Genomic DNA, 25282 nt, shown 5'->3' on the forward strand with positions numbered 1-25282 from the left:
ATGTGTTTTTTAAATTATATCCGATTCCCTTTTAATGCTTGTACCTCATCTCCGTTTGCCGTTTCACTGGAATCTGTAATGGCAGATGAATGATAAAAGGAAGCATTTGTTTTTTGTTTTAGTAGTGCAATATTGAATGATCGCAAGCCACCACCGGGCATAATGGTGATTCTATTATTCGCTTTTTCGACTAATTCAGCCAATACATCAATTCCTTCGACAACATTTTTTTCCTGTCCGGAAGTCAATATCGTTTTAAAACCACATTCGATTACGGATTCAAGTGATTGATTTACGTCTTTTACAACATCAAAAGCGCGATGAAAAGTACATGGAAACGGATGTGCCAATACCACTAATGCCGCATTTTGCTCATTATTGACACTCCCATCCTCCTTTAAAATTCCAAAGACAAAACCATCAACATCTAATTTTTTAAATTCTTCAATTTCAGTTTTCATTTCCTCAAATTCACCATCTGAATAGACAAAATTTCCACCTCTTGGCCGAATCATTACATTCAAATCGATTGACAGAATTTTGCGAACAGCTTTAGTTATTTCAAAATCAGGCGTTGTTCCTCCTTCCTTCATATTGGCACATAATTCTACTCTATCGGCACCATTTTCCTGTGCAATAATTACAGATTGGAGATTAAAACATGCTATCTCCAGTTTACATTTTTCCATCTATTTTAAAAAATAATCTGCATCAATTAATCGATTTCCCGTTGCATCATTAACAGCATAGTTAAAACCTCCTTGAATGCAATAAGAGCCATATTCTCCTTGCTTATTCAAGGCAATAAAACCAACTTGAATGTCTTTTAACTCTTTATTTCTATTCTTAGTCAATTTTACAATTCGAGCAACTGCTTCTTCACACGCTTTTTGTGGTGATTTACCTTGACGCATCAATTCTACAACCAAATGACAACCTGAAATCCTGATTACTTCTTCTCCGTGACCTGTGGCTGTGGCAGCTCCAATTTCGTTATCAACATATAATCCTGCTCCAATAATCGGCGAATCTCCCACACGACCGTGCATTTTGAAAGCCATTCCGCTTGTAGTACAAGCACCGGAAAGGTTTCCGTCTGAATCCAAAGCAATCATCCCAATGGTGTCGTGATTCTCAATATTGGCAATAGGCTTATATTGACTGGTTTTAAGCCATTCTTTCCACTCTTTTTCGGATTCTTCAACCAATAAATTCTCCTTTACAAAACCTTGTGATAAGGCAAACTGCAAAGCACCATCGCCAACCAACATCACGTGAGGTGTTTTTTCCATCACTGCACGAGCCACTGCAATAGGATGCTTAATATATTCCAAACAAGCTACCGAACCAATATTAGCATTTTCATCCATAATACAGGCATCGAGTGTAACCCTCCCATCTCTATCCGGTCTTCCTCCATACCCAACACTTCGTTCTTTTGGGTCTCCTTCCGGAATTTTTACCCCGGCTTCAACTGCATCTAGGGCACGCCCGTTATTTTTTAAAATTTCCCAAGCAGCGGCATTAGCTTCAATTCCAAATCGCCAAGTCGAGAGTACAATGGGTTTCTTTCCCTTTTTAGATAAAAAACTACTCTCCTCCTCCGATTTTCCTTTGAACGAATTTAAAGCTACTGCAACTGAACCAATAGCTGCAGTTTTTATAAAATTTCTACGATTTGTCATACTCTTTACTTTTAATTAACTATAATTTTGCCTGAAAAAACAACCAACTGTAATTAGAAAATGAACCTCAATAACTAATTAAATATTTTCTTTATAAAGCATACTTGCAGCTCCCAGCAAGGCTGCTATTTCATTATCTGCAGAAACCAAAACAGTAACTTCACTACCTGCAATTTTTATTTTTTCTTTAAAAGCTGATAAGAAATAAGCACTTGCATTTGCAATTTTACCTCCAATTATGAAACTATCAGCTTCAAATTTTTCAAACCACGGAATTACAATCTCCGCTAAATTCTCTCCCATTTCCTCGAATACTTTTATAGCCATAACATCTCCTGTATTAGCCAGATTAAAAAGCGCAAGTCCATTCTTAATATTCATTCCGCTAACATCATAATAACGAGATAAAAGTCCGCGCACCGAGACATAATCTTCGGCAATACTTTCTTTGAATGGAATATTGTATAACTCACCATTAGCAGGTACTTGAATTCCTGAATCTAATGCTTTGCCATTATCTATAAAAGAAGCGCCAAGACCAGTACCAAGGGTCACTCCCATTAGTCTTTTTGAACTATTTTCTGCATTTTTAAAAAATTCTCCTTTACCAAAACAATTGGCATCATTATCAAAAAGAATAGGTAAATCATCAGACAAATTAAGTCTTTTTCGAATTAATTCACGAATGTTTAAACTATAAAAATGTTCGTATTTAGCTTGTCCTTTTATCCAACAAATTCCATTTGTATAATCAAATGGACCTGGCATACATATCGCTAATCCTTCTAACTTTTCTACTCCTGAATTCTTCCATGAAGTGCGAATGGCTTTCTCCCAAATATCCAAAACCTCAACTGCAGGCAAATTAGAATCAAAAGACTCTTTATGTACTGAAAAATCCAGTACTTTCATCTCATTAATAGCTATAACTGCCGCAGTAATGTGAGTTCCTCCAACATCTAACCCTAATGCATATTCTTTATTCATTTATTTTTTTCTTGTTTTACTATTTGTTTAAAAAGTTACGTAGCCCTTTTTGATACATTACCGCTGCTATTCTACTATAATTTCATCTGCAAATAGCCATCCTGGCTTTCCTGCGCCGCTATGCCCTAGAGGACATAAATTATTTTTAGCTGTTACTCTTATGTATTTTACTTTTTGTTGTATAAATGTTGCGTTAAAATCATATAACGCTGTTTTCTGATTAATGTCTATTGGATTGCTCACCGTTTTTATTTCAGTGAAAACAGTTCCATCAGTTGACACTTCAAATTTGACGGATTGAGGCAGAAAAATCCAACTACCGTAATTCTGCAGACAGCCCAATGAAATACTTTTAATTATTTTTGGTTCACCCAAATCTACTGTTGCAATCATATCTTTTCCACTGAATCCATGCCAATATTTACCGGGTGCATTTCCTCCTCTAACTCCATCAGTCAAAGAATTTGGGCCATCGGCTAAATAATATTCACTTACAGGGTTGGTATATTGCACTGCACTTCCAACGGCTTTGTGCATCACAAAATTTTGTTTTACAGCTTGAACTCCTTTTATCTGACCATCTACAACAGTAGATGCTTTTAGTACAAAAGAAGATTTTACAGTAATAGGTTGTTCATATTTTTCGCTTTGCAGAGTAGGTTCTGAACCATCAGTCGTATATCGAATTTCTCCGTTCAGTGCTTCCGAATAGAGATTTACCAGCAATTGCCCGTTTTGAGAAGAAGGTTTAATGTTTACCGTAAAATTACCGGGAGAATAATGCAGCCCTTTTTGTCCGTATCCTTTAAAGTGATATTGCAATCGTTCATTAAAATTATCCCAGTTTTTATTTCCTTTTGGAGACCATAAAACTTCTGCCAAAGCTGCCATACGAGGCAATACCATGTATTCCAGATGTTCTGTAGTAGTAATAAATTCAGTCCATACATTACCCTGAGCACCTAACACATATTTCTCTTCCTCCGTGTTTAACTCTTTTGGAATGGGCTCATAATCGTATACTTTTTTTACGGTATTGAAACCGCCAATAGCAAAAGGTTCTCCTTCTGGTCCTGCCTGATAATGGTCAAAATAACATGGAGAACCTGGAGTCATCACTACATTATGTTTCATTTTCGCAGCTTCGATTCCACCGGCTTCACCACGCCAGCTCATCACAGCTGCCTCTGGAGCAAGTCCACCTTCTAATATTTCATCCCAGCCAATCATTTTTCTTTGTTTGCTGATGATAAATTTTTCCATTCTTTTCATGAAATAACTCTGCAACTCATTTTCATCTTTCAGTCCTTCCGCTTTCATTCTTGCTTGGCAGCGTGGGCATTTTTTCCAAGGTGCTTTGTCAACCTCATCTCCACCTAAATGAATATAAGTAGAAGGAAAAAGTGCCATAACTTCAGTTAACACATCCTGTAAGAAAGAGAAAACTTCGTCATTACCTGCACAATAATTAGATGACATATTGGTATAATTTCCACCTGTTAATGGCAGTTGTGGTAGTTGGGTACAACTCAATTGCGGATAAGAAGCAATAGCAGAAGCCACATGACCCGGCATTTCGATTTCAGGTACAATCGTTATGTTTCTTTCTGCGGCATATTTTACAATGTCTTTAATCTGTTCTTGTGTATAAAATCCGCCGTAAGTTGGCTGTTCTCCTTCTTTAGACTGAGGTCTTTCCCTCCAGTTCAAATTGGTATGATCCACTCTCCAAGCACCAATTTCAGTAAGTTTTGGATATTTTTTTATTTCAATCCTCCAGCCTTGGTCGTCCACTAGATGCCAGTGAAACACATTCATTTTATAAGAGGCCATAAGATCAATGTATTCCTTTATTACGTCAGGACCAAAGAAATGACGGCTCACATCCAGATGCATTCCTCTCCATTTAAAACGAGGATAATCATTCACTTGCATAACAGGTACTTCCAAAGCTGCATTAGTACGTATCGCCGATAGGGTTTGGAATACCGATTGCATACCGTAAAAAATACCTTTAGAACTGCTTGCTTTAATTACAATAGCAGTTGGCGATACATTTAACTGATATCCTTCATCTGGAATGTCTTTATCAATTACAAGCTCAATTTTTTTCGTTGCCGTCTTATTGGATTTCAAAGAAAATCCTGAAATATTTTTGATATAGGACGCAAAAAAATGGGCAGTTGCTTTAAGCTCTTTTTGTGATTTTTTGTATTTAATAGCCGTATTTTCATCAATCGTAAAGTAACCATTCCCTATTTTAAGATCAACAGGTTTTGGAATAATGGAAGGCAGTTGTTGTGCATTTATTACACCTGAAATTAATAAAAAATATAAAAGAACTGAACTTCTAAGTGCCATAACTGTTTGTTTTATTATAGTATTCATAGGTTATATTTTATTTTGATAATCCAGAAAGATGCTATTCTCATCCCTCCTATTTTAACTGATTTCGACTACTCAAGGTCTATTGATTGAAAAATGGTTAATTATTTCAACACTTCCATTATCTCTTTAGCTATCGGATGGTTTGCTTTAAAAGTATATCCCAACAGTTTCGCAATGGTCTGGGCAAATTGTTCTTGGTATAATTGTCCTTCCGTTTTAATTTCTCCTTTGGCAGTAATCCCTGGTCCCATTGCTGCAAACCATATTTCGGATGCATTTTGTATAGCACTCCCATGGCTTGTCCATTCTGCTTTAATTTTGTCCCCTCGTCCATGATCCGTTGTAAAGACTAAAGTGGTTTTGTTTTTATACTGTGGGTCATTTTGCACAAAATCCCATATTTGTTTAATCCATGCATCAACTTGATGAGCGGCATCTAAATACGAACGATATTGTCCGCTATGTGCCCATTCATCCGTTTCACCATAAGCGACATACAATACTTTTGGCTTCTTGGTTTTTAATTCCTCTAAAGCTTCATATTGTGTAAATACATCTAAACATTCATCTAGATGCCAAGGTTTATAGGAATCAACCAGCATATTATTAATCAGGTTTTCCTTGGCAGTTGGATGAGTCCCTCCTATTTTATCAAATGCTGAAGTTACCGGTATACCACTTCTTTTTTCGTTTAGGATTCTATCAAAGGCTTCCCAAGCTCCAAAGGCTGCTATTTTCCCTTTCAACTTTGGTTGCTGATTTAAAAACTCTAATACAGTAACATGTGGGTTGGGTTCATAGTCATTTGAATTTATGGCAGGATCAGCAAAACCCGTCATTATTTCGCTATACCCTGGATAACTAAACCAGTGAGGATTGGCATTATTTACCTTATTGTTATAATTTCTGTTGCCATATAATTGTCCTTTTGCAGCAACTACTGACCAGATAAAAGGCAGCAACTTTTCCCTGCGTTCTTTAACATTATCACTCCAATATTTTTTAAAAAGATAAGTACTATCCCCTTGGTTAAATTTTCGGTCATTGGCAATAGATGAATCCATACCTTCAAATAGTTCATGCCATCTAAATCCATCCGTTGTTATGATGATAATGTTTTCCGCTTGTTGTGCATTAGAAATAACACTAACAAAAAGCAATAATAGTAATCCGATTTTTTTCATTTTATTTTTTATATGATACAGATAGATTCTTTATTTATGATTGACTCTTGTAATCTACTATAAACGAATGCAGCCGTTTTACTCAGATTAAGAAATGCTATTTAGCAGTTTTTATTTGGTATATCGCATCTAACATGCCATTGCGGGAAGTATCTAAAACCAGTTCCCAAAACATAATACCGCCCAGTTTCTTTTGTATTGCATAGTCCGTTTTTGCCTTAACTGAAGAAATATCATCGCCAGTAGCAAATAATTTTTCTTTTTCATTATACCAGTAAGGCGCTTTTGCTTTTTTGTCCCAAAAATAGTTCCAACCCTTAGCTTCTGTAAATGAGGTAGAATATTCTCTAAAATTCACCCCATTAGTTGGCACCCCAGATTGATATAAACCATTATTAACAGCTGATACTTCTTTCCAAACTCGGGTATAAAAAGCTGCCCCAATGACTAGTTTTTTGGCTGGTATTCCTAATTTTAATAAGTAACTTACTGCTTTATCTGTAGATTCTTCATCCTTTTTCGTACTAAACAATGGCGTATGATGTCCTGTGACTTTTGAATAACCGTTGACTAAATCATAACTCATAATGTTTACACGATCTACCAATGGTATTATTTTTTTCCACTCCACGGATTGGTCCAAATATTTTTGGAATCCTCCAGCCGCAAAGCTCAATTCATTCTTATTTCCTAAAGTTTGACGAAGAGTTTTTATAAGTTCCATAAAATTCTTTTTGTCTGCTTCTTGATACAAATGACCTGGATATCCTTCAATGGTAGGATATTCCCAATCCAAATCTAATCCATCGCACTTAAAATAAGTATTGACTTCTTGTGCTGATTTCGCAAAAACTGCTCTTCCTTTTGCTGTAGAAAAAACATCCGAACAAGGAGCGCAACCTCCCCAGCCTCCTAAAGACAACATAATTTTGAGTTGTGGATTTTTAGCTTTTAAGGATACCAAATATTTAATGGTGATAGAATCCTTAGCGGTATCGACATTTAATTTACCATCCTTCAAATGACAAAAACTATAGATGATATGCGTCAGTTTATTGACCTCAAATTCATTTATTAGTTTATCATCACCCGTATAATACGCAATTACAGCTAATTTTTTATTGCTTTGAGCAGTTATACCGTTAGTAATAAGAAGTAACAAAAAAAGGAATTTTATACTTTTCATTTTTACATTATTTATTGATTTTTACATTGTAATTGATATTGCCATTGATATGTCTAAATCTGTGTAAAAAAAATAAGCACGCAGATCTCGCAGATTTATGCAGATTTTAAAGCAACAAAATGAAGCTATGATTTTCTTATAGATTAAAAAATAGTTTATTTTAAAACCGAATGTCCTGCTATTGTAATTGACATTGCCATTGTCTAAATATTTTTATCCTTTAAAATTTGGGGATATTTGATACTTGTATGAACAATCAATTCGCCAAACAATGTATTCGCCCAGGCAAACCATTTACGGGTAAATTTTGTGACATCGTCTTTGTGAAAGGATTCATGCATAAACCCCGTATCTGCATTTGTTTTTATCAAATTGCTAATACACATTCGGATTTCCTTTTCATCTACACTTGTAATTGCTCTTAAAATTATACTCATCGGCCAGATGGTATCAGCGCCAGTGTGGGGACCTCCAACACCTTCTCCAGCTTTTCCTTTATAGAAAAACGGATTGTTTTCTGAAAGCACTACTTTTCGAGTATTAAGATATAAAGCATTATTAGGTTGAATGGCTCCTAAATAAGGTAATGACAATAAGGAAGGCACGTTGGCATCATCCATCATGTGAAAACTTCCATATCCATTTACTTCAAAAGCGATGATTTTTCCAAATTTTGGATGCTCAATAATTCCATTTTCTTTTAATCCTTTCTGAACCTGTTCCTGCAATTCTTTTGCTTTAGCGACCAAATCAATATCTTTCATTTCCGGTAAAGAGAAAATCTCCATTAAATAACCGAGCACTTCGATGGCAAACATATTACTCGGAATCAAATACCCAAACAAAGTACTGTCATCACTTGGCCTGAAAGTAGAAACGATTAATCCGCAAGGTTTTACCGGATAACCATAACCACTTAAAGGAACTCCGTCAGTTGCCCAAGCCGTTTCGCGCTGAAAACTGTAAGGCCCTTTATCATGCATTCGTTGTTGTTCTTTGAACGTTTGCAATACTAAAAGCATCGCTTCTTTCCATTTTTTATCAAACAAGCTTGTATCTCCAGTTTGTTTCCAATACCCATGCGCCAGTCTGATAGGATAACACAAACTGTCTATCTCCCATTTACGCTCATGAATGCCGGGTTTCATTTTGGTCAAGTCATTTTTCCACTCACTTACTTTCGTAAAATCTTTATAAAAAGCATTCGCATACGGATCGAGCAAAATACATTTCGTTTGGCGGTTGATTACTCCTTTTACCAACTCTCCAAGTTTAGCGTCTTCTTTTACAAATGGGAGATAAGGCCAAATCTGGGCGGTACTATCCCGTAACCACATCGCATCGATATCTCCAGTTATCACATACGTATCCGGTTTTCCGTCGATGATTTCAAAATCGACTGTAGTGTCTAATGTGTTTGGAAAACAGTTTTCGAACAACCAAGCCAGCTCAGGATTCGCTATTTGTTTCTTGATGCGTACAATAGCGGCTTCTACTGCTTTACTGGTAAATTTTCTCTCGGCCAATGGAGGGCGTTTGCTAACAAAATCCTTCATTGGAAAATTAAAAATATTGGACTCAGAAGCAAAAACTTTCGATTGAAGTGCTAATAATCCCGCGGATAAAATTCCTGTGTTTTTTATAAATTTTCTACGTGTTTGCATCGTATTATTTTGAAGTTGAATAAGAATATGGATAACTACTCGCTGAAGTTCCTCTTTGTAAATTGGGCGTACTAATCATGTCAAAATTCAACTCGGCACCTTTCAACACATCAAAATGATTGATATAGTTCTTTGTGTAGGTTTCATTATTCCATTTTAACTCCTGAACGTATTTATTATCTCCCGAATTATTTGGTGCATTTATAATTAACTGCTTGCCATTTTCTAATTCTAAAGTTGTTTTTTTGAACAAAGGTGCTCCAAGAACATATTCCTCTGTGGCTGGACAAACGGGATAAAAACCCATAGCGGAGAAAATATACCAAGCCGAAGTCTGGCCGTTATCTTCATCACCACAATAACCGTCTGCCGTTGGTTTATACAAACGATTCATTACTTCTCTGGACCAATACTGCGTTTTCCAAGGCTGACCAGCATAATTATACAAATAAATCATGTGTTGAATAGGCTGATTCCCATGTGCATATTGTCCCATATTCATAATTTGCATTTCACGTATTTCATGAATAACCGAGCCATAATAACTGTCATCAAAAACTGGAGGCATAGTAAAAACTGCATCCAGCTTAGTAGTGAATGCTTTTTCTCCACCCATTAAATCAACCAAACCTTGCACGTCATGAAACACACTCCAGCTGTAATGCCAACTATTCCCTTCGGTAAAAGCATCTCCCCATTTGAAAGGATTGAAATCCGCAGGAAAACTTCCGTCTTTATTTCTTCCGCTCATCAACTTAATCGAAGGATTAAAAACGTTTTTATAATTCATCATTCGTTTTTCGAACAAATTAATTTCTGCTTTTGGACGATTTAAGGCTTTCGCCAATTTCCAAATAGCAAAATCATCATACGCATATTCTAACGTTCGTGCCGCATTCTCATTAATCTTTACATCATAAGGAACATAACCCAACGTATTGTAATACTTCACTCCTGTTCTTCCTACCGCATCCATCGGTCCTTCATTATTGGCTCCGTGTACTAATGCTTCGTACAACTTGTCAATATCATATCCTCGCAATCCTTTTATATAAGCATCCGAAACTACGGAAGCCGAATTATTCCCCACCATCACATTTCTAAATCCAGGACTGGACCATTCCGGCAAAAAGCCACCTTCTTTATAATCATTAATCAAACCTTCCTGCATTTCTTTATTTATAGCAGGATAAACTAAATTAAGTAATGGATACAACGCTCGAAAAGTATCCCAAAAACCAGTACCGGCGTACATATAACCCGGCAATACTTTTCCATTATAAGGGCTGTAATGAACAATTTTCCCTTTCGAATCTATTTCATATTGCTTTTGGGGGAAACATGCTGTGCGGTACAAACAAGAATAAAAAGTTTTGAATTGTTCGTCACTTCCTCCTTCCACTTTTATTTTTCCTAAAACTTTATTCCATTCTTCTTTTGATTCCACAACAGTTTTTTCAAAAGAAGCATTCCCTAATTCCGTTTTCAAATTCAACTCAGCTTGCTCGACACTTATAAATGAAGAAGCGACTCTGACATTGATTTTCTCCCCTTTTTTAGTTTTAAAACTTACTACAGCACCTGCATGATTGGCTAAACTTTCCAATTTATCTTTTTCCAAAACAGTGTCTTTCCAAGTATAATTTGATGAAAAAGACTTATCGAATAGTAACACAAAATAATTTTTAAAATTAGCAGGAACACCACCGCTATTGCGAGTTGTGTATCCAATAATTTTATTTTCGGAAGGGATAATTTTAATATAAGAACCTTTATCGAAAGCATCAATTACGATGGAAGATTGCTCATTTTCCGGGAATGTAATTTGAAAGTGCGCTGCTCTTTCGGTTGTTGTTATTTCAGTCGTCACATCATAATCAGCCAGATATACGCTGTAATAATACGGCTTTACAGTTTCGGCTTTATGACTGAACCAACTGGCTCTTTCCTCTTCTTTAAAAACTAATTTACCTGTAACAGGCATAATAGAAAACTGCCCGTAATCATTCATCCAAGGCGAAGGCTGATGGGTTTGTTTAAATCCTCGAATCTTATCGGCAGTATAAGTATACGCCCATCCATCACCCATTTTACCGGTTTGCGGTGTCCAAAAATTCATTCCCCAAGGTCTGCAAATTGCGGGATATGTATTCCCATTAGAAAGATTGGGTGAAGATTGTGTTCCCATTAAAGGGTTTACATATTCTACTGGATCTATAACTTCAGTCTGTGCATTCGCTGCAACAAAAACAAAAAACAAACCGCAAATAATTATTATTTTTCTCATACCTTATAAAATATTGATAGAATTTTTATTCTAATTTTTAAATTTAACCTCAAATTTATTAACCTACAACGGTCTGTCTTCTTTTTTCACACCCCAAGTTACCGAGGGCGTACTACCCATATACAATTTCAACTCTCCTCCCTTTGTAATCATTTCGTGAGTGATATAGGATTTGGTAAAAGGCTTCCCATTGTATTCTGCTTTTTGAATATACATATTCGTACGACTATTATCTATTGCTGTTAATTTGAAAGAGATACCGCCCTTATAATTTATTGTAGCATTATTTACCAAAGGACTCCCCAAAACATAAACACCATTAGCAGGATTAACGGAATAAAATCCCATTGCGGAGAAAACATACCAAGCTGACATTTGTCCTAAATCTTCATTTCCACATAATCCATCTGGTTTTGTGGAATAAAATTTATCATCAATTTCCCGAATCAGTTTTGCCGTTTTCCAAGGTTGTCCTGCATAGGCATACAAATAGGGAATATGATGATTGGGTTCGTTTCCTTGTGCATATTGCCCAATCAAACCACTGATATCCGGAGAAGCTTCTTCACCTTCCACTTTGTCAGTTATTAGGAATAGCGCATCTAATTTGGCTAAAAATTTATCTTCACCTCCAAATAAGTCTATTAAACCATGAGGATCTTGAGGCACTAACCAAGTGTATTGCCAAGCATTTCCTTCTACATAATCGTCTTTGCGATGGGCAGATGAAAGTGGATTGAAAGGCGTTCTCCAATTTCCATTGGCTAATTTCCCTCTCATGAACGTTGTTTCTTTATCAAAATAAAGTTTGTACAGATTGGCTCTTTTTGAAAAATAAGCAAAATCCTCCATCTTGTTCAAAGCTTTTGCCATCTGGGCAATACACCAATCATCGATGGCATATTCCAAAGCATTTCCAACGGTTTCTAACATCGTATCGGCAGGAATGTATTGCAGTTTTTGAACATAATCCATTCCGTCACGGGTTTGCATCGCAGTTTTTTTGATGGCTTCGTACGCAAGAGCCGTATCATAATCTCGGTATCCTTTTAGATAAGCATCGACAATAACCGCAATTGAATGATTCCCATTCATGGTATTAGTTTCATTACCCATCAAATGCCAAACCGGTAATCGTCCTTGTTGCTGATAGATTGCCAAGAAAGATTTCACAATATCATTAATTTTGTCTGGTTGTGTAATGGTGTACAAAGGATGCAAAGCACGATACGTATCCCAAAGTGAAAAAGTGGTATAATTAGTGAAATTCGCTTTTTCATATACCTTTTTGTCTGTTCCTCTGTAATCTCCATTGGCATCATTAAAAATAGAAGGAGCAAACATCGTGTGATACAATGAAGTGTAAAAAACCTTCATCGTTTTTTCATCGGCCTTAATCTGAATTTTATTGAGCGCTGCATTCCATTTTGAATTGGCTTGTTTCACCGTTTTATCAAAATCCCAAGTTGGAATCTCCGCTTTTATATTTGCGGAAGCATTCTCATAACTTACCGGAGAAAGACCTACTTTGACTAAAACCTGTTTGTTTTTTAAAGTTGCAAAATCAATAACTGCTTTCATTCGGACACCTTCTCCCTCCTTCCCTTTTATTATAGCAGTGCTGTCATACAGAGCGATATTTGCAATAGGTTCAGAAAATTCCATTGCAAAATATACCCTTTGATCATCAGCCCAACCTTTCGAAAGGCGATAACCCACAATGGTCTTGGCTCCAGTTTTTTTAATGAATGTCTTCACAGGTTTGTCCCATCCAATACCATCTGCAAGGTCTAAAAGAACATGAGCATCATTCGTAGCATTAAAAGTATATTTATGAAACCCTACTCTTTCGGTAGCGGTTAATTCTGCTTTAATTTTGTATTTATCCAGTAAAACACTGTAATATCCTGGCTTGCTTATTTCATTTTTATGCAAAAAATAAGAGCCATAACCGGTAACCATATCTTCCTTTGTTCCTTTAGTAAGTGGCACTTTACCGGATACCGGCAATAAAAGGATATCATTCAAATCTCCAATTCCTGTACCGCTCAAATGGGTATGTGTAAATCCTAATATTGTATTACTCGCATAATTATAGCCGCTGCACCAATCCCAGCCTTCAAAAACATTTACCGGCCCTAACTGAACCGCTCCAAAAGGAACATTGGCTCCCACAAAAACATGTCCATGTCCAGCTGATCCTATGAATGGATTGACATATTGCGTGTACTCTAAATGCTGCTTTCCGGTTTTTACTTGTGAAACTGCCGGCTCTGTAAATAATATACTGAACGCTACAATCCCTGAAAAGGCTATTTTACTATATTTTGCAAACATTATTCTTTATTTTATTAATTGACTTCGTTAAAATTAACTCATTTCTAACGGATAAAATTAATCCGCTACAATTCTATTTGTTTTTATTTGTATCTGTTAATTACATCATATAATGATGTAACTGTTATAATTGGCTTTGTTATTTTTCCTTCAAACGAAATTTTCATTTCTTCTCCAGCTTTCAAATCCATATAATTAGTGCTTAGTTTTCCTTTGTATCCCTTAATCTCCACATAAACATATTTGGCTGGTTTCAAGGCTTTAATGATTATTTCATTTCCTTTAATAATCCAACTGATTTTAGGATTTTCCAATTTCAAGTCTATAGGTCGTGTCAGGTCGATCTCAGGAGTTTTGTCATCCCGATACGCTTCCCGCATGGCGTACCAAGCTGCTTTGGGTTGTCGGTTATAATAATCGGTGACACTCCAACTCGCCACAGGCCAACAATCATTCAATTGCCAAACTACAGTTCCCATATTATAAGGCGCTTTGGAACGATGAATCCCAATAATATTCTTTAGCGAATAATATTGCAAACACTGGGTGAGATAAGTATAATCGGCCACTTTCATGTTTTTTACTTTGGTGGAATCAATAAAATAGCGATTCAAATAGGAGTTTAACTTCGTAAACCCTTTTCCCGCTTTTTGATGCGCTTTTAATACATCCGAAAACAAATAACGGTCTTCAGGTGACGTAAATTTTTCTATTGAAGAATAATTCGGCATGGCTTGCATTCCGTATTCACTAACAAAACGTCCTGTTTTATTTTTAACCACTTCAATATCTTCCAATCCCCACCAAGTTCCCCAATAATGGCTGTCCCCTTCTGTAATACTTTGTTTTTTTCCCCAACCAAATAATGGTGAACTGCTGATATACGGTCTTTTATTATCTACCTCTTTTACCCATTTTGGAATACTGTCCTGAAACAATCGAACATAATCTTTCCACAAACGAATAGAATCTTGCTTTGGCATATTCATCGTTTTTTGCCATCCCCAGTTTTTAAATGCTTCATCAGATTCGTTATTACCGCACCACAAAACAATACTTGGATGATGACGCAAACGCTTCACTTGGTATTGCACTTCTTCTTTTACATTATCAAAAAAAGCTTTATCTCCAGGGACCATCGTTCCGGCAAACATGAAATCCTGCCAAACGTTGATCCCATATTTATCACATAAATCATAAAAAAAATCGTCTTCATAAATCCCGCCCCCCCAAACACGAAGCATATTCATATTGGCGTCTTTCGCCATTGCAATCACCTTTTCATATTCTTTTTTGGTAACTCTCGAAAGAAAAGCATCCGATGGAATGTAATTGGCTCCTTTCATATAAACCGGCTTGCCATCAATTTTAAAATAAAATGATTTCCCAAGACTGTCGGGTTGTTGTACCAATTCTATTTTACGGTTTAGAACATAAGGCTTCTCTGGTGTTTTTTCATCGTAAGTTTCCAATCGCACTGCTTTCCAAATACCGCAAGTAGTAAATTTAGGTCCCCAATCCCATCCAAAATGATATTGTGCTTTGCGTACATACGCACGAGGATTGTCCGGAATTATAAAAGGCAAATCTTTTTTGGCAAGTGAATCAACAACGTTTTGTGCCGATTGAAATACAACTACCAAATCATTATTGCCTGATTTTATTATTTTTTTCACATCAACACGCCATTGACGAAACATGTTATCAGCTTTTAAGATTAACTTTTCATTCAAATAAACCGTTGCATACGTATCCAGTCCGTCAAAAACCAGTTCTACATTTTTTTTATTTAACGTTCCTGAATTTACTTGAAATGAAGTTTTATACTCCCAGTTCTTTTTTTCAATCCATTGCAGTTTTTTTTCATTATCACGATAAAACGGATCTGGAATGAGTTTATTATTCAGCAAATCAGTATGCACTTCTCCCGGAACTGAAGCGGCATTCCATTTTGCCGTTTTCTCTTGACGAAATTGCCAGCCATTTTTTAGAACTATTGAACTATTTTGAGCATTCGCCACAAAGAACAAATTTGTAAAACAACAAATTACAAACCAACAAAATTCTTTTTTACATTTCATCGTGGCTGATTATTTGGTTATTGTGTTGCTTTTTATCTTTCATAAAAGTAAAATTTCTGTTATTTGATTCCAATATTTTTATGATAATGTATTTCCCAATTTGCTCTCCTTGCAAAGCGCCATTTTCAATGGAATCTCTAAAATGAATCCCTCCGTATAACCTTGAAATAGCTGCTTCTTGCGATGCCTGCAAAAAGGATTTAAATTTTCTTTCAGGCAAACCAAATTCTGTTTCAGTTGTATCTGTAAAGGAAAAATTATCTCCGAAGATTTTAGTAAGCACCGTTGCCGCCGCCGTAGATATCACACTATGTCCTGATGTATATTCCGGAAAAGGCGGTGTTTGTAATAATGGCTTCCATTTATTGTCAATCCATTTATTAATCGCCGTTTCTGGTCTTACTCTATTCGTTTTATATTTTCCATCCCAACAAGAAATAAATGCATCGGTTAATGTAATGGCGACAGTTGTATGAATAAAAATAGTTTGTTCTAAACTTGTTTCCTTTTTTAAACAGGCATTCCCCGTAATACCAATCCAATGTCCGCCTGGAGATATTTTTTTTAACCCAAATTCTACATGTCCAATCTGTTGTAAAGCAAAAGGATTACAATCCCAAAAACTGGCTATTGCTTTTTGTTTTTTGGTCAATTTGTTTACAATATTATAAACCTCATCCATTTGTTTATAGAAAGGAGATGTTTTGGCAGTATCAAATACAATGGGAGCAATGGGTTTAAATTGTTGGGCAGAATCCAATAAAAAAGGGCGTATTTGGTTCCAGTTTGGTTCCAGTGCTTGCATATATCCCGGTCCGGTTGGTTGCCAATGTCCGTCACCGCTTAATGGCGTATATTTTTTAAAGCTGCTTAATTTTCGGAAATTATCTGCCTTTATATACGGTGTTATTTGAGTTATTGCAATTTGCACCAGCTGTGAAGTACGCTCCGTTTGTTCTTTAGAAATTCCTTTTTTTATAGCTACCCGTATTAAAGAATCCCCTTCAGTTGAAAACTTATATCCAGATGGCAACAGTTTTTCTGCCATTTTATAAACGGTATATACGGATGCTAAAGAAGCGTCACTTTTTGTGATAAGCGTATCGGCAACCTGTACTTTTGGAAAACCATTGAGCGATTTCGAAAAAGATTGCTCCGGCATTTGAAATAACGACATTACTTCATTCGACGCAAGCGTTACATAGGCATAGTATCTAGCTGCTGCCACTGGTGATGTAACATCATTAACCATGACATCGGTTACTTTTTTTAAAGCTGAAACATAATCTTTTGAAGAAAATTTTTCAGAATTCTGGGAAAAACATGTAGTTCCCAGAAAAAGTATAAACACGACAAGAATATATTTTCTCATATTGGATATATTAATATTTGTAAACCGCAGGAAGCTGGTTGTTGATAGAAAACAAGACCTTTTTTTCACCCTTAGATTCTATAGAAATAATGTCCTTTACGCAGCCCTTTACATTCAAACCAGAACTTAGTTGAGGCATATAAGTAAAATTCCCTTTTCCGTCTCCTGTCAATAAAACACCATAATTAGCATCTATTTTTCCAATTTTTATTCTTGTTTTCTCTATATTTCCTCCTAATAGAATGTCATTTTTACCGTCATGATTATAATCCGCAATGGCAATAGCATAAATAGGAGCATAATTTGCCTGCATGGGTAAACGGTGTGGAATGAAAGTACCATTCTTATTTTCGAACCAACTTGTTTCAAAAGAATCCGCTTTCAGAACTTTTGCCAACTGCAATTGCTCTGGTGATAAAACTTCATTGATAGTTGCTTCTGAATAGGAATCATAAGTAGGAAAGCGCTGTCGGAGGCTCACCATCTGATCAGTCAATTCATCTCTACTCGCCACAGGAAAGGATTTGCCCTGAATGTATTGACATAAAAAGGGATCTATAGAACCATTTTTGTCAAAATCGCCATAATAAAGTGTCGCTGGTTCCGTGTTGCTAACCTTGATTTGACTGTTAGTACCCCAGTTTGCGGCTACCAAATCTAAATCACCATCACCATCTAAATCGGCTGAAGCCAATCGGTTCCACCAACCAGATAAAGCAGTGGGGAAATATTTTTGAGTGGCATCGACAAGCTGACCATTTTTGTTTTCGAAACAAGATATTATCATCCATTCCCCACAAACAACCAAGTCCGGTTTTCCATCTTTATTTACATCCATCCAGATGGCATCAGTAATCATACCTAACCGTTGCAATCCAGGTGCTACTGTTGCAATAGCATTCGTAAACTTCCCTTTTCCATCATTCAATAATAAAAAACTCTCGGGTGCTTCAGGATATTTTCCCGAAATAACACGACTACCTATAAATAAGTCAGGATCATCATCACCATCTACATCCGCTAGTTTCACACAAGAACCATTACTTGTTTCTATTGGTAAAGCGCCCTGACTTTTTACAAATGTACCGTTGTCATTTATATAAATTCGGTCTTGTAAAGCCGCGTCATTTTCATCAAATGCATAACCACCGCTTACGACATACAAATCCATATCTCCATCCATATCGGCATCAAAAAATAATGCATCTACATCCTCAGAAAGGCTGTCTTCTTCAAATGCTTTTTGAGTAGAACGAATAAAACTTCCATTTTGCTGTTGCAATAATAACTGCCCTGCCTGATTTTTAGCTCCGCCAATGAAAATATCTTCCAGCCCATCTTTGTTCACATCTGCTTTGGCAATATGTGGTCCGCTATACGAAAGCATATTGGTCATTAAAGGCTGTGTTTTAAAATCATTCGTTTCTTCTTCAGTATGTCTGTAAGGAACAGAAACATCTGCTAAAGAAAATACAGTTGAAGCACTAGTTGGAGCAGAATAAATACGATTTGGATTAGTATATGTAACATGTATTGTTTGATTTACCGTGTTATTTTTAAGTATCTCCAATTTGCCATTCGGCCAATAAACAGCAATCGAATCAATTGTTGCAGAAGGCAAACCAATATGCAAGGGTTCTTGCATTGCACTTTGAAAACCATGTATCGGATAATTTTCCTGTGTTACAATTCCCTTTGGTGTATACACTTTTACTTTCGCTCCCAAAGCATTTCTATTTTGCCCCGGCATTTGTAATGCTACGTTAATATAATTCCCCGTATTATTCATTTCAACAGCATTATTGCGATAAATTGCTGCCACATCATTCATCCTATTTATTACCAAATCAAGATCTCCGTCATTATCAAGATCCGCGTAAACTGATCCCTGAGAAAAATTTTCATTTTCGAGTCCCCAATCCATGGAGCAATCTTTAAACTGAAGATTTCCTTTATTTTCAAAAATATAATTGTGAAGTGGTGTAGACTGGATTCCTTTCAGCATTTGAAACATTCTTTCTCCAGACTCTCCACGCAAATATTTCAATCGTTCATTGGCATAAAATTTTGCAAAATCGCGATTTATCATGTCTCTTCCATATCCATTGGAAACAAAAAGATCTTTATTACCATCATTATTAAAATCAGCAAACAAAGCTGACCAACTCCAATCCGTATTAGAAATTCCGCTTAATTGTCCCGTTTCGCTAAAGGTGTTATTCCCATTATTTACCTGTAACATATTACGCATTAACTGGTGGTAAAACCCATTTTGTAAGGTGTTATTATAGAGCTCATAATTATCTGGAGCGTATAATAATTTCTGCCTTTTATTATCTGCCGGCAACATGTCCAGCGTATAAATATCAGGCCAACCATCATTATTAATGTCTGCTATATCAGCTCCCATAGAAAAATTAGAAATATGTCCCATTTGCTCTTTTAAACGATCCGTAAAAGTTCCATCTCCATTATTGATATAGAGATAATCTTCTTCTACATAATCATTGGACACATAAAAATCTGGCCATCCATCATTATTAATATCACTGACAATAACTGAAAGCCCATATCCAAGCGGATTGGAAATAATACCAGCTTCTAGAGTTACATCTGTGAAATGATTGTTATCATTACGATAAAGTCGGTCACCTGCATCAGGGTCTACCATCTTTTTGACAAAAGCAGCATCAAAATTCCGTAATTCTTTAATATTGTGATTTAGTACAAAAAGATCCAAATCACCATCACGGTCATAATCAAAAAAAGCAGCTTGGGTAGAATAGCCCGAATCAGCAACTCCCATTTCTACAGCTTTGTCTGTAAATGTAATTTCACCGTTGACAGAGGGAGAAGGCCCATTATTGATAAACAACTGGTTCCTTCTCTTTTCAGGTTCGGTATCGCCGGAATAACTAACATACAAGTCCAGCCAACCATCCCCATTAACATCTGCCACACTTACACCTGTTTTCCATCCTTTATGTCCATCTACACCGGCACTTTTTGTATTATCTTCAAATTTGAAGTCTCCTTTATTCAAATATAATTTGTTGGGCTGTGTATTAGCGGTAAAATACAGATCTATTAATCCATCATTATTAAAATCGCCGGTAGCTATACCACCACCATTGTAAAAATATTCATAGGTTATAATGTTAAGTTCGGGTGATTCTTTTAAAAGGTTATTGAACGTAATTCCAGTTTTTTCAGCAGGGAGCAAAGAAAACAATTTTGTCTGCTGCGAAAAAACAGGTAAAAAGAACAGTAAACCAATCCCAATAGGTAACAAAAACTTTTTCATACTTTCTTGTTGTTATTAATACCGATAGCTTAATTTAAAATAAGTCGGGTAGGTTTTACTACCCGACTCAGATTAAGTTTTATCTAAACTACTGCTTTAAAATCAAGGCTTATCCCACCAAACTCTAGTAGTGAATTCATCGGTACCTTGTTGTGTAATAGCTGTATTATAATTAGCCGTATTATTAACACGTTCCGTTTCGTCATAAATTAAACGTCTTGGCATTGTTCCTCCAGTTAAATTACCTGGAAAATTTACCGGTGTTATAATTGGATAACCAGTTCTTCTAATCTCGGCAAATGCTTCTAATCCATTGAAGAATAATGCAATCCATTTTTGTGTTCCTATCTGATTTAATTTAGCGGCAGTTGTACCCAATGTCATAAAAGGATTTGCAACTAAATAAGCAGTAACCTCAATATTACTTACAGGAGCCACGGCACTTCCATATACAGTAAGCATTTGCATGGCAGCAGTTACTCCGTTGTTGTAATAGGTTTGTGCATTTCCTGAATCCCATCCTCTTACAGCTGCTTCAGCTAATAAAAATTGTACTTCGGCATAACTCATAATAATATCTGGGGCATCTTGACGCAATATAGTCAAGGTATTAGGATCAGAATACGCTTTAATTCCTGCAGCAGTCCAGCTTGGATGCGTAGTGATTGTTCCTGAAGTATAGCCATTAGGTAATCCTTTTTGACTAGCAGGTGTATTATCACCCGTGCTTTCTATACGAGCATATATACGCAAACGCGGATCACTGGTGTTTTGCAATTGATCAATAAATGTCTTACCAAGTTTTGTACTACCATTTCCTTCTTGTAAATCTTCACGTAAAAAAGGAGTTGTATAAGGATTTCTGTTTACGCCGTCAGGTCCAGTAGCATGATTTAAAATAACATTATCAGCATTGGATTGAAAAACGCCCCCAGCTATTGCTTTACCAACCCAAAGTTGTGCTTTTGCAGGATCTACTTTAGAAAGACGCATTCCCAATCTAAGCATTAGAGAGTAAGAAAACTTTTTCCATTTAGCAACATCTCCCGAATAAAACAGATCTGAAGAAGCAAAAAAGGGCTTGCTTGCATCCAATGCTTGAGCTGATTCATCTAATTCTTTCAAAAGATCGTTATAAATATCTTGTTGCTTATCGTATTTAGGTTTCAGGATTACATTAGTATATCCTTTACCTGCATCAAAATAAGGAACATCTCCGTACAAATCAGTCAAACGGTGAAATAAATATGCTTTAATGATTCTAACAGCACTTCTCTTATTCGCATTTTCTGGAGTATCCGGAATGGTTGCCAATAATTGTGATGTTTCTTTTATTCCGTTGCTGTAAGTTGATCCAAAAAAAGCACCAGACCACTCGGTTGAATAGGCATATTTATCGCCAGAATAGGTAAATGAACCTAAATGTTGAACCATAGCACTTGCGTAAATCAAGTTTGCTCTATGATTTTCATAATCTTGTCCATTCATGTACACTTCTGATAAAGAAAAAACGGAATTTATATCAGGAGTTACATAGGCATTAGGGTTTTTATTTAAATCTTCAAACCCATTATCGCAGGAAGTAAGCACTAGTATACATCCTAAACCAGCGCTTAAATACTTTATTAAATTATTTTTCATTTTCGTATGTTTTTTTATTAAAACTTAACATTCAGGTTTAACCCAAAGCTTCTGGTTACAGGCACTCCACCTCTTTCAAGTCCTTGTTCATTACCATTTTGATAATTTGATTCAGGATCAACATTAGGAACTTTACTATAAAGACTTAGTAAGTTACGAGCTACGAAAGAAATATTTACACCTTCAATATGTGATTTTCCAAGGAAGCTTTTTGGAAAGTCATAACCTAGCGATACCGATCTCAACTTGATAAAATCTGATGAGTAAACAAAATTAGCTGTTTGTCCACGTGCCCATGCTCTCCAATAATCCTGTGCATTAGCAGTTACATTTACCGGAGCTCCATTTACATCTACACCACTAACCGGAATTCCATCTTCTCTTCCTTCCAATGTTCCTTTGTGTAATCCTAAACGATATCCTAAATAGTTACTGGATGAAAATACATCACCACCAAATTTAGCGTCAATCAATACTGATAATCTGAAATTTTTATAAGAGAAATCATTGGTAAAGCCCATACTATATGGAGCTACACCTTTACCTGCTGTTACTAATTCACCTCTGCGTAAAGTACCATCAGTATTGTATACCAAGGCCCCACTTGCATTTCTTTCAAAATCATAGGCTTTTATAATACCAAACGGTTGCCCTTCTTCTAAAACAATAAAAGCATTACCATCTCTATTATCAGCCAAAGTTTTAGACTTAAGTTCATCCGAAAGTTTTACTACTTTACTTTGGTTATACCCCATATTAAAACCGGTATTCCATGTAAAATGCTCTGTTTTAAAAGGGATTCCGCTTATTTGTAGTTCTACCCCTTTATTAGAAATTTCACCTACATTTATTTTTGTTGAATTATAACCTGATGAAATAGAAACGTTTGCATCAGCGATATCATTAGTCGTCGTTTTACTATAGTAAGTCACATCCAGGCTCAATCTGTTTTTAAAGAAAGAGTTTTCTGTACCAAATTCTATAGTTCTTACATTATACGGTTGTAAATTTCCATTAGGTATGGTATTTCCATTTGTTCCAACCAATGGTTGTCCAAAATAACCTTGTCCTACTGGATTGTATGTTAAAACCAAAGCATAGGCATCTGGCAAAGCACCACCTACATTACCCCAGCCACCTCTGAATTTACCGTAACTCCACCAATCTGGTAATTTAACAGCATCCGAATAAATAAAACTGGTACTAACCGACGGATAAAAGGTATGATTGTTTTTTGGGCTCAAAGTAGAAAACCAGTCTTCACGTCCAGTAAAGCTTACAAAAAATAAGTTTTTATAACTCAAATCGGCAGAACCAAACAAGGAGTTCACTTCGCTTTCTGCAAAACTTTCATTAGAAGATTTATTTTTTAGGTTGCCATAAAAATATTGAAAAGGCACAATGAATTCACTACCGCTAAGGTTGATTCCTTTGCTACGATTATGCTGGCGGTTTGCTCCCACAAAAGCATTCACTTCAAATTTATCCAAAAAGGTATTTTTATATCCTAGGATTCCCTCAGCATTATACTCATATCTGGTTTGTTGAATAACATTCATTCCTCCATTTGGATTATAAGCTATACCTGTAGGCTCGATATCAGTATATTCATAATTAATATGGTCAATACCTAATTTACCCTTTGCATAAAGATTTTGATTGAAGTTATAAGTAATACTGGAAGAACCAATAAATCGGTTTCTACGATCAAAATTCTTAACATAATTTGTAGCGAAATATGGCGTTTGAGAATAAATATTACCCCCAAAATGATTCGCTTCAAACCCATTTGCATCTACACCTGGTTGCAACCATCTAACATCTGTATTGGTCGCCAATTGATAAACGGATAGGTTCGCATTCTTTGGTGAATCCGAAAGAAAAGGTCTGTTATTTGCTCCTTCAATAACATATTGCGCATTGGTCTCCAAAGTAATTTTGTCATTTGGAGTTGCATTCAACGATAAAGTGAAATTTTTTCTATTGAAACCTGCACTAGGCAAAATGGCTTTATTCTCAACATTTCCTAATGAAAATCGATAATTGATTTTATCATCTCCACCAGTTAATGCAATAGTATTCGAATTAGTCGTACCATTGTTATAGAAGTTTTTCATGTTATCCTTTTGAGCACTATAAGGATGCATCAAACCATCGATAGAAAGGACCTGAGAACCATCTAATTTTGCTCCCCAAGAATAATTATATAAATCCTGAGCATCGGCTAAATTAGCTGGTTTTTGCCCTCTGTCTCCTGAACCATATACATATTGCCAATCGGTAGTTTTAAATACTTTTTCAAAAGTGTAGTTTGAGGTATATTCCACTCCTATTCCGTGTCCTGATTTCCCTCTTTTAGTGGTAATTAGGATAACCCCATTCGATCCTCTATATCCGTATAATGCAGAAGCGGCACTTCCTTTCATAACAGATACTGAAGCAATATCATCTGGGTTAAAAGAAGATAAACCATCTCCTTTGTCAGCTCCACCCCAACGTCCAGCGTTACCTTGCTGTGTATTGTCTATTGGAATTCCATCCACAACATACAAAGGTTGATTAGAACCGGATGCTGATGTAGCGCCACGAATTACTACTCTACTGGAACCTGCTGGTCCTGTCGCAGTTCCGGAAACATTTACTCCAGCCACTCGACCTTGCAAAGCATTTCCTAAATTGATTTCTTTTGCTTTAGATAAATCATCTCCTTTTACCTGACCAACTGCATAACCAAGTACTCGTTTTTGTTTTTTTACTCCTAAGGAAGTAACAACAACTTCACCAAGCTCTTGTGTGCTTAAAGCCAGTACAACAGTAATATTGTTTTCATTTTCAGTAACATCTACTGATTTAGAACCAAATCCTATAGAAGATACAATCAGAGTGGTTTTACCTGAAGGCACCATGACCGCAAAGTGTCCGTCTGAATCTGTTATTGTACTAATGGATTTCCCTTTTACCTTTACGGTTGCAGAAACAATACCCTTGTTTCCTGCATCTGCGACTACGCCTGTTATGGATCGGTTTTGTGCTATTGCGCCAAAGCAACTGAGCATAACCAATCCTAACACTGCTAAAATTCGTTTCATAAGCAATTTGTTTTAGTTTGTTTTTGGTTTTGTTTAAAAAAATTAATAAAAAAATAAGGACTCAATTTCAAAATAAG

General features: G+C 36.1%; 14 protein-coding genes. All 14 read right to left on the reverse strand.

The window, feature by feature from the left end:
- Positions 1-14: 14 nt before the first annotated feature.
- A complete protein-coding gene (locus OA85_RS12400; protein ID WP_039110101.1) occupies positions 15-689 on the reverse strand; it encodes a copper homeostasis protein CutC in 675 nt (224 codons plus the stop codon).
- Positions 690-1685, reverse strand: coding sequence for an isoaspartyl peptidase/L-asparaginase family protein (locus OA85_RS12405; protein WP_039110102.1), 996 nt, complete (start codon positions 1683-1685; stop codon positions 690-692).
- Positions 1686-1763: 78 nt separating this feature from the next.
- Positions 1764-2672, reverse strand: a complete 909-nt coding sequence (locus OA85_RS12410; RefSeq protein WP_039110103.1) for an ROK family protein — start codon at positions 2670-2672, stop codon at positions 1764-1766.
- Between the two features lie 66 nt (positions 2673-2738).
- Complete coding sequence (locus OA85_RS12415; protein WP_197056085.1) at positions 2739-5060, reverse strand: family 20 glycosylhydrolase; 2322 nt, start codon at positions 5058-5060, stop codon at positions 2739-2741.
- 101 nt (positions 5061-5161) lie between these two features.
- The gene (locus OA85_RS12420) at positions 5162-6244 is read right to left on the reverse strand and encodes a sulfatase-like hydrolase/transferase (protein WP_039110104.1); all 1083 of its coding nucleotides are present in this window, start codon (positions 6242-6244) and stop codon (positions 5162-5164) included.
- 97 nt (positions 6245-6341) lie between these two features.
- Complete coding sequence (locus OA85_RS12425) at positions 6342-7430, reverse strand: glycoside hydrolase family 18 protein (RefSeq protein WP_039110105.1); 1089 nt, start codon at positions 7428-7430, stop codon at positions 6342-6344.
- 203 nt (positions 7431-7633) lie between these two features.
- Entirely contained in the window at positions 7634-9094 is a 1461-nt protein-coding gene (locus OA85_RS12430) for a glycoside hydrolase family 125 protein (RefSeq protein ID WP_039110106.1), read from the reverse strand.
- Between the two features lie 4 nt (positions 9095-9098).
- Complete coding sequence (locus tag OA85_RS12435; protein ID WP_039110107.1) at positions 9099-11381, reverse strand: GH92 family glycosyl hydrolase; 2283 nt, start codon at positions 11379-11381, stop codon at positions 9099-9101.
- Between the two features lie 63 nt (positions 11382-11444).
- The gene (locus OA85_RS12440) at positions 11445-13718 is read right to left on the reverse strand and encodes a GH92 family glycosyl hydrolase (protein ID WP_039110108.1); all 2274 of its coding nucleotides are present in this window, start codon (positions 13716-13718) and stop codon (positions 11445-11447) included.
- Between the two features lie 83 nt (positions 13719-13801).
- Positions 13802-15799: a glycoside hydrolase family 2 protein gene (locus OA85_RS12445; protein WP_052257244.1), complete on the reverse strand. Its 1998-nt coding sequence runs from the start codon at positions 15797-15799 to the stop codon at positions 13802-13804.
- Positions 15789-17171: a vanadium-dependent haloperoxidase gene (locus OA85_RS12450; protein WP_052257245.1), complete on the reverse strand. Its 1383-nt coding sequence runs from the start codon at positions 17169-17171 to the stop codon at positions 15789-15791. Before OA85_RS12450 ends, OA85_RS12445 begins: the two co-directional genes overlap by 11 nt.
- Positions 17172-17181: 10 nt before the next feature.
- Entirely contained in the window at positions 17182-20475 is a 3294-nt protein-coding gene (locus OA85_RS12455; RefSeq protein ID WP_052257246.1) for a VCBS repeat-containing protein, read from the reverse strand.
- 102 nt (positions 20476-20577) lie between these two features.
- Positions 20578-22116 carry a SusD/RagB family nutrient-binding outer membrane lipoprotein gene (locus OA85_RS12460; RefSeq protein WP_039110109.1) on the reverse strand — a complete coding sequence of 513 codons (1539 nt, stop codon included), beginning with the start codon at positions 22114-22116 and terminating at the stop codon, positions 20578-20580.
- Positions 22117-22133: 17 nt separating this feature from the next.
- Positions 22134-25205: a SusC/RagA family TonB-linked outer membrane protein gene (locus OA85_RS12465; RefSeq protein WP_039110111.1), complete on the reverse strand. Its 3072-nt coding sequence runs from the start codon at positions 25203-25205 to the stop codon at positions 22134-22136.
- Positions 25206-25282: the final 77 nt, after the last annotated feature.

The sequence above is a fragment of the Flavobacterium sp. AED genome (assembly GCF_000812945.1).
Taxonomy (GTDB): Bacteria; Bacteroidota; Bacteroidia; order Flavobacteriales; family Flavobacteriaceae; genus Flavobacterium.